Origin of the sequence: Synechococcus sp. PCC 7335 (assembly GCF_000155595.1) — a bacterium.
Taxonomy (GTDB): domain Bacteria; phylum Cyanobacteriota; class Cyanobacteriia; order Phormidesmidales; family Phormidesmidaceae; genus Phormidesmis.
Genome location: NZ_DS989904.1, coordinates 4,016,720 through 4,030,597, shown reverse-complemented (window position 1 = coordinate 4,030,597; position 13,878 = coordinate 4,016,720). Strand labels below are relative to the sequence as shown.

10 protein-coding genes are annotated in these 13,878 nt (G+C 48.2%); 8 read left to right on the top strand and 2 right to left on the bottom strand.

Annotation, left to right across the window (positions count from 1 at the left end):
- Positions 1-4: 4 nt before the first annotated feature.
- The 5 genes from S7335_RS16940 to cobJ all read left to right on the top strand — a co-directional run bounded on the left by S7335_RS16940 (position 5) and on the right by cobJ (position 7,925).
- Entirely contained in the window at positions 5-943 is a 939-nt protein-coding gene (locus tag S7335_RS16940) for a hypothetical protein (protein WP_006454713.1), read from the top strand.
- Between the two features lie 98 nt (positions 944-1,041).
- Positions 1,042-3,771, top strand: a complete 2,730-nt coding sequence (locus S7335_RS16935) for an HD family phosphohydrolase (protein WP_006453643.1) — start codon at positions 1,042-1,044, stop codon at positions 3,769-3,771.
- A 594-nt stretch (positions 3,772-4,365) separates the two neighbouring features.
- A complete protein-coding gene (locus tag S7335_RS16930) occupies positions 4,366-5,319 on the top strand; it encodes an RNA polymerase sigma factor, RpoD/SigA family (protein WP_038016451.1) in 954 nt (317 codons plus the stop codon).
- A gap of 264 nt (positions 5,320-5,583) precedes the next feature.
- Positions 5,584-5,949, top strand: a complete 366-nt coding sequence (locus S7335_RS16925; protein WP_038016449.1) for a transporter — start codon at positions 5,584-5,586, stop codon at positions 5,947-5,949.
- 59 nt (positions 5,950-6,008) lie between these two features.
- Complete coding sequence (gene cobJ / locus S7335_RS16920; protein ID WP_006453387.1) at positions 6,009-7,925, top strand: precorrin-3B C(17)-methyltransferase; 1,917 nt, start codon at positions 6,009-6,011, stop codon at positions 7,923-7,925.
- Here the strand turns inward: cobJ and S7335_RS16915 are convergent.
- Both S7335_RS16915 and S7335_RS16910 read right to left on the bottom strand, forming a co-directional pair.
- Positions 7,918-9,423: a hypothetical protein gene (locus S7335_RS16915; RefSeq protein WP_198011385.1), complete on the bottom strand. Its 1,506-nt coding sequence runs from the start codon at positions 9,421-9,423 to the stop codon at positions 7,918-7,920. The two genes, cobJ and S7335_RS16915, sit on opposite strands and share 8 nt — an antisense overlap.
- 735 nt (positions 9,424-10,158) lie before the next feature.
- A complete protein-coding gene (locus S7335_RS16910; protein WP_006457152.1) occupies positions 10,159-10,491 on the bottom strand; it encodes a hypothetical protein in 333 nt (110 codons plus the stop codon).
- A 261-nt stretch (positions 10,492-10,752) separates the two neighbouring features.
- On the opposite strand from S7335_RS16910, the gene S7335_RS16905 reads away from it, so the two are divergent.
- The 3 genes from S7335_RS16905 (at position 10,753) to S7335_RS16895 (ending at position 13,650) form a co-directional block, all read left to right on the top strand.
- Complete coding sequence (locus S7335_RS16905) at positions 10,753-11,589, top strand: photosystem II manganese-stabilizing polypeptide (RefSeq protein WP_006456861.1); 837 nt, start codon at positions 10,753-10,755, stop codon at positions 11,587-11,589.
- Between the two features lie 334 nt (positions 11,590-11,923).
- A complete protein-coding gene (locus S7335_RS16900; protein ID WP_006454507.1) occupies positions 11,924-12,703 on the top strand; it encodes an RNA polymerase sigma factor SigF in 780 nt (259 codons plus the stop codon).
- A gap of 116 nt (positions 12,704-12,819) precedes the next feature.
- Positions 12,820-13,650, top strand: coding sequence for a hypothetical protein (locus S7335_RS16895; protein WP_006453711.1), 831 nt, complete (start codon positions 12,820-12,822; stop codon positions 13,648-13,650).
- Positions 13,651-13,878: the final 228 nt, after the last annotated feature.

Here is a 13,878-nt window from a genome sequence, read left to right as displayed (position 1 = left end):
AAAGTTGATCTTATCTGATGACGGTTTGGTGCGAGATCGGTTCCAGGGTGCTGTGATGGGGCTTTGGATGCTACCTATGGCATTGGAGTCGAAAAATTTTGGGAGATATTCTCAGTCAAAGCCGTCTGTAGATGCTAAGCCGTTTGTGGATGGCTGTGGGCTAGCGGCTCTTACAGATGAGATTGCTGGCCACCTAACTCAGATTGATGCCTTTTTACATGACCCTCAAAGCTTCAAACTATCGGCATCAAAGTCAGATCTTGTGCTCAGTAGTTTACCTTTACTTTTACGCTATAGCAGCGATGACAAGAGGCGATGTAGTGTCGTTTTCGAGATGCTAGCTGAGGGAATGCTAGAGCAGAACTCTCAGCGCCTGATACAGGTTCTGGTATTAGGTGACGTTTTGTCAATGGCTTTGAATGCTTCAGCTTTGCCAGCCTACTTTCCTTCTTTATCTACTTTGAGAGCAAGCGGATCAAACTGGGGGCTATCGTCTTTACAACGTCGCGACTATGAAGCTCTGTGGCAGTTGTTAAGTGATCGCGTCCTGCATGGTTCGTCTGTCATGGCAGATGAGGTCATAGAGGGGATTGCGATCGCAATTACTCATGCGAACCACTATTCTGCAGCGGTCTGTATGGCTCACTGTATGAATCAAAGAACATGGAGCGCTGATGATACTTCTACAGCTACTTCTAATGCGCTGGCGGTCTCTGGAATGGTTGCAGGCATAGTTGCAGGCGCTATAGGCGGTAGGACATCGTTGCCTGTGCTATGGCAGATGCATGCTTACAACGAGCAGCATTACCTACAAAAAAGCACTCTAGGGAAAAATCATACTAGGTATGATTGGAGACTATGCCAAGTGGTTAGCTTAGCCAATCGTCTATTTGACCAATGGGCAGGTGTCGTAAGAAAGTCGCACACTATAATATCTAGATGAACTATTCGCTACCCCTACGTAATTTTCTTTGGTTCTCGTGTGTTTCTGCTTGTAGCTTTGCTACAGCGGTTGATTAGATAGGTTGCCCGGTGAAAATTATGGGTGCTCTTCGTCATATTGCCAATCGGCTACGTCGGCTCTGGAAAAGGGTTGTTCCTGCCTTCGTTAATAGACTAATCGACCGACTGAAGCCATCTAGTCGAGCTTTGAGAAAGAAGATTGCTCGCCGATGTTTCCCCTTAGTTAACGGCGCTCAAGATTTTTTGCTGTTAGAAGAGACTCACCCAGAAACGCAGTCCTCTCTTAAACCGAATATCGATACTGTTAGTACTAGTACTGGCAGTCATTCTACCGCGCAGGCTAAAATCCCTAATAGCATCGGCGATTCCGTTCGCTCTCGATCTGTTACTCCCCAATGGCCTCCCAACAGTCGGCGCTCTAGTGCCCGACCCTCTACAGGGCACACTCTAATTCGCTCGCCAATCGGCTCTAAACGGATTTGGACAGTAACTCTGCTTGCGGTTCTGCTCTTAGCCACCTGTTTTGGTCAGCGCTTCTATCGGCAACCTGCTTTAGATGTTCGTTCGATTGCGCCACAGACTTTTTATGCGCCCGCGCCTGCTCAGATTGAGGACAAGAAAGAGACTGAAAGTCGCCGCGAGGCGGCTCGAAGCGGTCTAGTTCAGGTATTACAGATAGATTCTGAAAAGACAGCCACAGCTAGGCGATCGCTTAATACCCTCTTACGGCAGGGCCGCAAGCTTCGAGACCAGGCTGGAAACCTTCCTCTCCTTGATCTAGAAACACTATCACAAACAACTCAAGGCTTTCTCTTTCAGACAACTGAAGAGCAATGGCAGGTAGTCTGGCGCTTAGCAAAGAAACCTGATCTTTCGACCGCTCAGATCCAGGCTCTTACAAACGCCGCTGAAGAGCAAACTGAAGCAGCCCTAACTGAAGCAGCCCTAGGTGAAGTAGGTAGCGAACTAGACTCTCTAACACCGCCACAAAGGCTGGCTTTGCAAGAGCTACTTGCCTATCGCGAACTATACGACTTACCAGGATTGGTGCAGCTACAGGTTCGCTTGGAAGATCGTAGGCAGCAGTATCAAAACAATATAGAGGCCTTGGCAGCCACAGCCCGTACAGAGGGGCAACTGCTAGACAACTATCAGCTGTTTAAACTATCTGAGGAGCAGTGGAACAGACTGGAAACAACCTCTCGGAGACTGTTTAACGAGATGATGCTGCAAGGTATCAGTGTTGGAACTCCAGACGATTTGTTACGTAAGGCCATCAAGTCGCGTGTTGCAAGCGAGCCTAACGCAGACATAAAGGAACTGACAGCAGGTTTTTTGGCAGCTTCACTTACGCCTAATTTAGTGGTTGATGAAGCTCGTACTCGTCAGCAGGCAGAGCGAGCAGTCCGTCAAATCGATCCCGTAATGCTTTCTGTAGAACAGGGTGATTTGATTGTTCGTGCGGGTGAGCCGATTGACGCCTCTGACTTTGTGTTGCTGGACTATTTCGGATTGACGAATCGCTATTTCAACTGGGTTGGTCTGTGTGGCTTTAGTGTACTGACTGCCTTTGCCGTAGCTTTTTATCTGTGGGTGGATCATCTTCAGATAAATCGACTCAATCAGCGAGATCATCTGCTAGTTCTATTGCTGTGTTTATGCGTATCGGTACTAGCAGCACTGAAGGTACCAACGATCGGTCTGCCTGCAGTAGGGCTGCTAGTCGGCAGCTTTTATGGTAATGCTCTTGGCGTAACAGTCGTAGGACTCTTAACGCTGATGCTACCGATTGGTACAACGGTAAGTATCATTCCATTACTGGCAGGGGCGTCGGCCGCACTGGTAGGGACTTGGATTGCACCACAGCTGCGATCGCGCGAGGAGTTTGCGCTACTAGGTGGTTTTGTTGGGCTTAGTCAGGCGATCGTCCACTTTATCTTGACTTTGATGCGCCTAACGGTAGCTGCGCCGTTATGGAAATCTATTTTTATCGGCTCTGCTATGCATGGAGTATATGGCATAGCTTGGAGTGTACTAGCACTTGGGGTGAGTCCCTATCTAGAACATTTTTTTGACGTCGTCACACCCATCCGACTGGCGGAGCTCGCTAATCCTAATCGACCTTTGTTAAAGCGGTTAGCTGCTGAGGCTCCTGGAACATTTCAACATACGATGTTCGTGGCTAATCTGGCAGAAGCTGGCGCTCGCGCGTTAGGACGCAATGTAGAACTAGTCAGGGCTGGAACGCTTTACCATGACATTGGCAAAATGCACGACCCACAAAGCTTCATCGAGAATCAAATGGGAGGCCCCAACAAGCATGACGAGATTAACGATCCGTGGATTAGTGCAGGCATCATCAAAAAGCATGTGACTCAGGGACTCGTCATGGCTAGAAAGTATCGACTACCCCAGGCAGTACAGGCATTTATCCCTGAGCATCAGGGCGATATGAAAATTAGCTATTTCTATCAGCAGGCTAAGCAGCGCCAGGAAAAAGAACCGTCGCTAGTGATTAACGACGCAGACTTTAGCTACGATGGTCCGACTCCGCAGAGTCCCGAAACGGGAATTACGATGCTAGCTGATTCCTGTGAAGCGGCGCTGCGATCGCTAAAGCCAGAAGCGTCTATGGATGAAGCCTATACTCTAGTCAATCGAATTCTTCGAGCCCGTTGGCGCAGTCGTCAGCTCATAGACAGTGGTTTGAGCCGAGGTGATATGGATGTGATTGCGAGCGTTTTCATTCAGGTCTGGCAACAGCACAACCACAAACGAATTGAATATCCAAAGAATGCGGTGGTCTAGCCCAGCTAGCAATGCTTAGCCCGATAGTTCTGCGCAACATAGAGATGACATAAATATCGCAAAACAAAGACGCATCCTTACCTGACTAGCCTAGTTAGCTCTTGTCGCTTACCGCGCTCAACTTACCGCGCTCAGAAGCTTTCAGAGAGATTCGAAGTCTTACTCGCTAGGTCGATACATAAGAAGAGTGCAAACATACTTCGATAGAGAGAACATAATGCTTTCTCATCTACGTTACATTTTGTTACTATTGATCAGACGATAAAGCGTGCTAAAGGCTTTGTATCGTTTTTTAGCAACATAGCTGGACTACATTGCTTGTTGATGATGAGGGTTCTTGGCCGATCAAAGACCTCTAGAGCGAAGTGGTCAAGACCAGTGGTCAAACCCATAGATGTGCTCTTCTATAGCAATGACCGGATGCATACTCTGCGAGAAGGCAAAGCCTACGGTCATTGCTGACCAATTAGCTCTTTATTCATCGAGGATTTCAGCCCTGGAGAATGTGTAGAGCTAAGTGGCGAAAGCTATAGTAGGTTTCGTGTTCTAGTTCCTAGTATTGCTGCTCTATCTTACTGCCGTGCGATTTTTATAATGAAAGCTAATTCGTCTAGGGACCCCGTTCGTTCGTACCTCAAAGAAATTGGTCGTGTGCCATTGCTAACCCACGAAGAAGAAATTCTTCTTGGTAAGCAAGTCCAGAAGCTGATGTCGCTCATAGCGATTCATAGCAGCTTAGTCGACACCTTGGATCGTGAACCCACTCGCACTGAGTGGGCAGCAGCAGGAGGGATTTCTGAAGCCGAGCTAGCAGCTATTGTTACAGCAGGTGAACAGGCCAAACACAGAATGGTGGAAGCGAACCTGCGGCTGGTTGTTTCTGTTGCAAAAAAATACATCAAGCGCAACGTAGATCTACTGGATTTGATCCAAGAAGGCACAATTGGCATGCAGCGAGGCGTAGAAAAGTTTGATCCTTCAAAAGGCTACCGGTTTAGTACCTATGCCTATTGGTGGATTCGTCAGGCAATCACGCGGGCGATCGCCGAAAAAAGCCGGACTATTCGCTTACCTATTCACATTACTGAGAAGCTCAACAAAATCAAAAAGGCTCAGCGTCAATTTACTCAGCAACATGGACGCACGCCGACTGCTAGCGAAATTGCCCAGGCCACCGGTTTTACAATTAAGCAGGTGCGTGAGTACCTAGACAGATCTCGTCAGCCTCTGTCTTTAGATCTAAAAGTAGGTGACAATCAAGATACTCAGCTAGGCGATCTATTGGAAGATGACGGCCAAACGCCAGATGATTATGCTACTGCGTCCTCGCTCAAGAGCGATCTAAAGCGGATCATGGCTGATCTAACACCGCAGCAGCAACAGGTGATTGCTTTGCGTTTCGGGTTAGAAGATGGCAAAAATATGACGCTAGCTAAGATTGGTGCGATGCTAGATATCAGCCGCGAGCGGGTTCGTCAAATCGAACGAGAGGCTTTGACAAAGCTACGTAAGCGACAAAGCGATATGCGTGAATATCTAGCAGGCTGATGAACAGTAACTTGTCTGTCAGTTTGCCACAGAATCTCTTAGCAATCTTGGCTTGAGGGGTCGCTGGTATGAGCTTGCCTCAATATAGTGCTTGTCGCTATGCATGTATCGCTTTGCTAAAGTACACTGTTAGCGCTCTTGGGGGTGTGCGGCAACTAGCAAGTCGAATCACAGCGTGCGGATGCTTGACTCTAGATACAGAGGCTACGCTTTTGACGTAGTAGCGCCCCTAGGGTCATACCTACGCCGCATACTGATATCGCTGTGACTTTGTACGAATTCCTTCTGCTTCTGTTTTCGGTAATGATGGCTGCTGGTGGTCAACTACTGCTCAAGCTAGGTGCTTTGAAGATTGAGTCAGTTGTCGCGCCAACTTTGGTAGGACGTATTGTTGGGGCTATCCTGATTCCTGAGTTAATTGCGGGACTGGCTTTCTATGGGATAGGTGCGATCGCCTACATTCTTTTGCTCTCTCGGGTAAAGCTTAGCGTCGCTGCCCCAGGTTCAGCTTCTATCTACATTCTTTCTGTTTTCATAGGCATATTTGTTTTCAAAGAGCCGGTATCGTTACTCAGAATGTTCGGAATATTCTTGATTGCCTGCGGTGTCGTTCTAGTCGTCTCAAAGTGAAACAATCTGGCAGAGAGATTTTCCGCCAAAGCCGCTACTAAACTAAGTCAACTGGATTAATGTCATCTATTGCCGCCATCACGACGACGCCTTCGGGTTTGCGCTGCCTAGCCCCGCTATGTGAAGGGCCGTTACCAGAAGCAGCTAATAGGGGGGGGACGCGGCTAGCGCAGCTATGGATTTCACCTAGCCTACAGCAGGAAGCGGCCACTTTAGGCCTTAGCTATCGCGTTTATGAAACTTCTTTGTCAGCTTTTTTGCAAGCGCATTGGCAAGCGTATGACGGATTCGTTTTTTGTCTAGCTAGTGGCGCGGTCGTTCGCCTGATTGCGCCATTGCTTACCGACAAATCAATCGATCCTGCCATCGTTGTCGTCGACCAGGGCGGAAAGGTTGCCATCAGTCTTTGTGGTGGGCATCAAGGAGGCGGGGATCGCCTTACCCAGCGCATCAGTCGGCTGCTTGATGCACAACCTATACTAACGGGTGCAACCAATGATTTGGCATTGCCCGCCGTCGATACTTTAGGTGAGCCGTTTGGATGGAAAAAAGGAACAGGAGACTGGTTGGGGGTCAGTAGCGCGATCGCCCGGCAAGCACCTGTTCAAGTTATTCAAGAGGCCGGTACAGACCTTTGGCGAAAACAATTGCCTGAGCTCCATCCCTTTCAATTTGACTTTCCTGAATTTGAAGATCGAAACCGTCAGTTAGCTCCTCAAGCGCGGATCTGGATTAGTCCCACTGTGCGAACTTTCAGTGCGGACGCACTCATACCCAAAGTGCAGTGGCATCCTCGCGTTCTATGGCTTGGCATTGGCTGTGAGCGTGGCACAGATAAAGCGCTGATTGCCCATGCGATTGAGAAAGTTTGTACAGAAAATCATTATTCAGTAGATGCGATCGCAGGCGTAGCGACCCTATCTCTAAAAGCAGACGAAGTCGGCCTGCTCGAACTAACACAAGACCAAAACTGGCCGCTGAAGTGCTTCGACGCCGCTACTTTAAAGACAGTTAATGTTCCTAATCCATCTAAGGTCGTTGAACAAGTTGTTCAGACACCTAGCGTAGCCGAAGCCGCCGCGCTTACGGCTGCAGATTCTACACAACTCCAAGTTCAAAAGCAAGTCGTTAAGAAAGCGGGTCTGACCGGTGCGGTCACTATCGCGATTGCTCAAGCCCAGAGTGAATATACCGGACGCGATGGCAAACTTGAGCTTGTTGGCACAGGTCCAGGTAGCCTCAGCCAGATTTCTCCCGCGGCTAAAGCGGCAATCACCAACGCTGATGTTGTCATCGGCTACGCACTCTATATTGATCTGATTCGTCCGCTGCTGCGTCCTAACCAGATTGTCGAAAGCCTGCCTATTACTCAAGAGCGACAGCGCGCTGAAAGAGCAATCGCTCTAGCTAGATGGGGGCTCACTGTCGCTGTCATCTCCTCCGGTGACTGTGGCATTTATGGAATGGCTGGGCTTGTTCTAGAGCAGCTACAGGCTACCGGCTGGAATGGAAGCACCCCAAAAGTTCAGGTCTTCCCTGGGATCAGCGCTTTACAATCCGCCGCTGCCAAGGTAGGAGCCCCTCTTATGCATGATTTTTGTGCGATTAGCCTAAGCGACTTGCTTACCCCTTGGCCTGTGATTCAAAGAAGACTTCAGGTAGCGGCTGAAGCTGACTTCGTTGTTGCGCTCTACAACCCTAAGTCCAAAATTAGAACCCAGCAGATTGTCTTTGCTCGTGATTACTTCTTGCAGCACAGAGATCCCGAAACGCCAGTAGCCTTAGCGCGATCGCTCTACCGCCCGGACGAACATATCATCCTCACTAACCTTCAAGAAATGTTCAACCACCCAATCGATATGCTCACAACAGTAATTATCGGTAACCGCAGTAGCCAGAACTACAAAGGTTGGTTTATCACGCCTAGAGGCTATCTAGATAGCCGTCCACAAGAACGTTTGCCAGAGGTTATCTAGTAAAGTCTTCGCTCTGAAGATCCCTGTCTTTTGATTCAAACAGCGTCTGAAGATTTATCCGCCGACTCGGTGTTGAGCAGAATTTTCGCGACCGATTGAACTCAGGATCTTGCCAGTCAAAAGCGAAGTGGCTAACTGTTTTCAGCTGGGGAAGGGACCGCTGCAGCGCATCCATTTGCGCTTCTAGGGACGGTCTTTCTCGCTCGGTAATACCCCAAGCTCCTGCCAGTGCAGGCTTCACAGTCGCAGGGTTACGGCGCTCATTTAGCACTCGCCTGACCTCATCTACAATGCAACTCGTATTTCCACAAACTGCATAGGCCATCGGATGAAAGTCCAGCCACTGAGGAAAGCGATTCCAATGCTGCAAACGAGAATCATAGCCGTTGCCAATTGATCGATTACCATATGGGAAAAAAACTGCTCCGGCTGGGATACCTACTTGCCTAGCGGACGTTGCCCCTGCCTGTAGAAAATCGACTACGCCTTGAATTGCATGGGCAACACTTAGGCGCCATAGCTCAGCTTGTAGCCCAGGTCGCCTTTGAGAGGCTGGTGCTAAGTCGTCTGGAGCTACTGGGGCAGGGGTCCGACTCTGCCAAAGCGGCTCGCCCTCATCCGGGTAAAGATTATCCGTTTGGACGACATCTCGGTCCGTCAAATAGCCTTGCTGCAGAAACCGCTGAATTAGCGCTCGCCCCTTACCATTAGTGCCTCGTTGAACCAAAGCTTGGCTAGCTGCCGGGCCGTAGATCCAGAGATCTTTTACCCCACTTGCCACCGAATTGCTACCGACTAAGCGGGGATAGCGTACATAGTCATATAGCGCTCCGTCTGGCTTTCGCGCTAGTACTGCCTGCACCATCTGCTGATAGTCCTGTTGAGCAACCCGGTTGTAAGGATCGATAAACACCTCTTCAGATGTGCCACTCTTACCGTTGTTGGCATAGTCCAAAGTATCTGAGCCTCTGCCATTTTGAGCCAGTACCTGCCGTCGATCAGACCGCTGCCCGTAAGAATAGCCAAAGTTCAAAGTGAACATCCAAGCGTAGGCAGATAGACTTCGTTCACGTGCCGCGGCGATCGCTTCTGCTAATAGATCGCGATCAGCGAATTCTTCAGACTGAACGACACTTGGCCACACTGTCGGATTGTCATTCTTAGGCAGCAGTACCTGACCATTGGAAAATGCCTCGATGTAAACTTGGTTGTAGCCAAGATTCACAATCCGGTCCATGAGTGTATCTAGCCCGCCTGGGCGCAGATCACAAGGGTACAATCGTAGCCAAACAGCCTGATTCTCTGGCCACTGGGTCCGACGACAGCTATGTACTGCCGCTGCATGCTGACGCGATCGCTCCTCGTACTCTCTTTGTGAGGCTTCGTCTCCCTGCAATCCCGCTAGACGTAACGACTCCTTACTCTGCACCTCGGCATCAGTGATCTGACAGAATCGATTCATGCTAGCCGTAGCAGGCTGCGCCGTCATAGAATGCATTGACACCAGTAAGAAACAACTCAGCACAGCACTTCGCAGCCACCTATGCCTTAGCAGCCTAGGTAGCCACGTTTGGCGAAGCTCTTTAACTGTTTCTTTTTCTCTTGAGACCATAGCTGCCTACTTAATCAGTTGCTTTGTCAACAAAACTTTCATCAATACTCTGGCTATCCTACTTTTTTCTATCTATGGTGTAGCTAGCTACCTGTGACACCCGACGTGGGCGATCTACTACGAACATCAGTCGAAATCTTCCACTTTAGGTCTTCCACTTCTATGAGATTAGGATATGCAGCCACCGTCCAATCTGCTCGCCCTAGTGGCTACCCACAGAGTCCTAACTATCTAGAGCCCTAACTATTCGAGTTTCTTTGGACAGAGGATTTTACGAAGTAGAGAACTCGGTAGAGATGGATGGAAACAAAAAACATTGTTTCAAAGCGAACCGAAGACGTCTAGATCCGGAGTAGGAATCTCAAAAGGCTAGCTATTGTGATTTAGTCAAAGTGAATCTGATCAAGTATCTCTATCTTTGGCTGTTACTGTTACAAAAACGATTTTGTACTAAGAACGCTCTCAATTCATAGACAATACGTTCGTAACGATACGAATCCGCTATAACTCCATGTCATAACAATTTAGAACGCGAAGACGCTTAGAGGATTAGTGACTGATGAAGAACCTATGAATATAGAAAGAGCATTAATAAGGAAGCTATAGAGTTAGTCTCCGTACCTAGCTTGGTTCATCAGCATCTTCTTCAGCATACCCAAATGCTTGTTCCGCTTTCTCCAAGTTTTCTATTAAAGACAGCAACTGCATCCTCTGGATATAAGGCCACCCACCCGCTTGTTCAATATCTCTTAATAGCCGGTATAGCCGCTGTCGGTTGTCAGGCAATGCATCTCTAAACAAGGTGTCGCGAATATCGTTATGTAGTCGCTCTAACTGCCTTAGCAATTCCAGCAAAGCCAGACAGTTACCCTCCCTACGCTGTGCAACAGACTGCACCGCTTGGACTAACTCGTTCAGGTCATTAGAGTCTTGAGAAGACGTAGAATTGCTCACCGTTTTAAATTTTGTAACCTGTTGGTTGGGACAATATGGGCAAGGCGTTCAGTAACACTGGCGCGGTTTTCTAGCGAAGGCGAAAACCCTGTTTGCCCTATACCTTGGCGTTTCTATCGTGACTAGCTTGACTGAGCCTACGCGATCGCTAGTCGCTAGTGCAAGCACTCCGCCTCTCAAAACCAGCTCCAAAACTGGACAGAGGCGGTGTAAACTTATGTACTAAATACCCTTTAACATCTAATAATCTTGAGGTTACCCATGAGGTATCGCGCTCTGCTCGCTGCGTTTTTTGCCCTTTGCTTAGGCGTTTTGACAGCCTGTAGTGAAGCTCCTTCCGCCACCAGCGAAATTCCGCTCACCTACGACCAAATTCGCAACACTGGACTTGCCAATAGCTGCCCTCAGGTAGACGAAACTCGCCGTGGACAAATTCCCATCGAAGAAGGCACTACCTACAAGCTAGTTGATCTATGCCTGGAGCCTACGAGCTTCTTTGTTAAACAGGAATCTCCTAACAAGCGAAAAGAAGCTGAATTTGTCGCCGGAAAATCCCTCACTCGCTACACCACTTCTATTGAGCAGGTAAGCGGCGATATCAACCTTCAAGACGACGGTAGTCTGGTTTTTGACGAGAAGCTAGGGATGGATTTCCAGCCTATCACCGTACTTCTACCTGGTGGCGATCAGATTCCTTTCCTATTTACCATCAAGGGACTCGAAGCTCGCTCTCAGCCTGGTCTAAATGCAATCACTACCTCTACTGACTTTGAAGGCTCTTTCCGGGTACCTTCCTATCGCACTTCCAACTTTCTCGATCCCAAGGCAAGAGGCCTGACGACTGGCTATGATAATGCAGTAGCGCTACCTGCTCGCGCTGATTCTAACGATTTGGCTAGAGAGAATGTCAAAGCCTTCGATGTTGGCAGTGGAACTATTTCCCTACAGATTTCTAAGGTAGATAGTAATACAGGGGAAATAGGCGGTACATTCATCTCAGAACAGCCTTCTGATACTGATATGGGAACCGCCGCTGCGGACGATGTTCGCTTACAAGGTGTTTTCTATGGCCGAATTGAACCCGATTTCGATGCCTAAAGCCGTTCTATAACGTTGGTCACTCGGCTAAGCTGCAGCTTGCTAACTAAAGTGGCTTAGCCTAGAATTCGATTTGCTCTAGTTGCCTTTATCTATTACCAAACATTGATTGAAGAGGACATCCTTTGGGGTGTCCTTTTTTTGTTGTTTCAGACTCTCGATTCCGTAAAAACCCAATTGCGATAGAAGGTGGACCTAATTAGGCTGTCCTTGTTAGCGCTGTGGTCAAACTACCTCTAGGTTGTTTGACTTAGTACTCTAGTTCGAGCGCTAATAGTTCTCTTTCTTCATTAGCCTAAGGATGCTAAGTGAGAATCCGACAGGTTTTTCTTGTATGCACGCTTCACCTCACCAAGTTCTAAAAAATCAATCTTTTGAGCTCCTCAGCCTCTACCAAAAAGACCGTTCGCTTCAGCTACGTAATCGCTTAGTTCAGCTCAATATTGGATTGGTTCGTCAGGAAGCATACCGTTGGTTAGGGTATTCTGGTGAGACCTTTGACGATTTAATGCAAATCGGCAGTCTCGGCTTGATCAACGCCATCGAACGATTTGATCTAGAAAAAGGGTATGCATTTAGCTCTTTTGCGATTCCCTATATCCGTGGTGAGATTCAGCACTATCTTAGAGATAAGGGTACGGTTGTCCGAATCCCTAGAAAATGGCAAGCTCTGCAGAATCAAGCAGCGCAGGCTATCCGACATCTGCAAAATGAGCTTAATCGTAAGCCTAACGACTATGAAGTTGCAGCAAGGCTCAACGTTACTGTAGAAGAGTGGCAGCAAGTAAAACTAGCTAGCAGCAACCGTCACCTATTAAGCCTAGACGCTCCGATTAGAGAAGATAGGAATGGTGCCTCTTCTTTGGGGGAACTCTTACCAGATGCTAGGTACCGTAGCTTTCAACTCGCCCAAGAGGATAGGATTCGACTTCAACAGGCGTTGGAGCAACTAGAAAAACGGACTCGCGAAGTATTAGAGTTTGTCTTTTTACAGGATCTTACTCAAAAAGAAACCGCTAAGAAATTAGGAATTAGTTCTGTGACGGTCTCTCGCCGCGTAAGAAAAGGGCTGCAACATCTACAGGCAATTATGCGTCCCGCTAGAGAAGGGTAAAAAGTCGCGGCAGAACAGATCAAACCTATTAGTACAGACCCAACCTGTTAGTTTTACTCCTTTCTGTCTACTTTAAGAGAGCACAGGTTCGTGCAAACGTCTCAAAAACGCCCGCGATGACCCCGCTAAATCAAAACTTTCGACTGCTGTGTCCTATGCAAAATCAATCCGCGTGGCAATGGCTCCTAATCTTAGTAGCAACGGTTCCATTGACCGGCTGTCAGTATCTAAGTGCTGGAGAAGATATCGAAATTATTGATCCGATAGCGACTACTATCGAAACGCGAAAGCAAGCAGTTGAAGCGGACCAAGAGGCTGCTATTGCGCTCGATGATGAAGACGCATTTGAAGACCCTTTGCTAGACGCACTACCGACTGTAACAGCAGACTTAATTCAGTCGACTGATCCCTCAGCGAGGGCCCAGGCAGTCTCTAGATCTCGTGTTGATCCATTTGCGACTTTGCCAATTCCATTAGCCCCTGAACCTATTGAGCTACCAGACGAGATAACTGCAAGTGCGAATAACGCGAGTGAGAGCATAACAATTAACCCTTCAGACTTTTCTACACCCGCGAACCCAACTCAGCCGGCAGTGCAGGTGAAAGAAGAACCGGTAGTAGAACCTCCAGTAGTAGTAGAACCATCAGTAGTAGAAGAACCTTCTATTCCCCAGACCGTCGTTGCACAAACCGTTGCGGTTTCTGGTGTTATTCAGCTAGACGGGACCTCTTACGCGATTGTTCAAGCGGGCGACGAGCCGGAGCGGTATGTCAAGGTAGGCGATCGCATTGGCAGTGGCAGCGTTCAGGTCATACATATCGATATGCTAGCCTACGAACCAAAAGTCATTTTCGAAGAAAATGGTATCAAGGTGACGCGACCAGTCAGTAGTGGCACGGCGGAGACTGAGGCACCTACAGAAGAGACTACTGAACCCATTGCATAACCCATTGCAGCGCTACCGCTAACGGTTCTATCCTACAGCTAGCCTGGCCGTAGCTGAGTACTCAAATTGATGTGTACTCAATAGGCTAATTGAAACTCACTACGTTACAGCTCGTATATCAACTTCGTACTTTGCAAAAGTTATCGCTTTGTAGCAACAAAACTTAAAAAGTGAAGTTTAGAAGCAACAGAGTAGTAATGTTGAGAGATAGGTAGCGTCTGTTAACAA

Bases quoted from the DNA above. Each gene is read 5' to 3' on its own strand.
- S7335_RS16935 (WP_006453643.1), top strand. From the start codon at position 1,042: ATGGGTGCTCTTCGTCATATTGCCAATCGGCTACGTCGGCTCTGGAAA.
- S7335_RS16930 (WP_038016451.1), top strand. From the start codon at position 4,366: ATGAAAGCTAATTCGTCTAGGGACCCCGTTCGTTCGTACCTCAAAGAA.
- cobJ (WP_006453387.1), top strand. From the start codon at position 6,009: ATGTCATCTATTGCCGCCATCACGACGACGCCTTCGGGTTTGCGCTGC.
- S7335_RS16915 (WP_198011385.1), bottom strand. From the start codon at position 9,423: ATGCATTCTATGACGGCGCAGCCTGCTACGGCTAGCATGAATCGATTC.
- S7335_RS16905 (WP_006456861.1), top strand. From the start codon at position 10,753: ATGAGGTATCGCGCTCTGCTCGCTGCGTTTTTTGCCCTTTGCTTAGGC.
- S7335_RS16900 (WP_006454507.1), top strand. From the start codon at position 11,924: ATGCACGCTTCACCTCACCAAGTTCTAAAAAATCAATCTTTTGAGCTC.
- S7335_RS16895 (WP_006453711.1), top strand. From the start codon at position 12,820: ATGACCCCGCTAAATCAAAACTTTCGACTGCTGTGTCCTATGCAAAAT.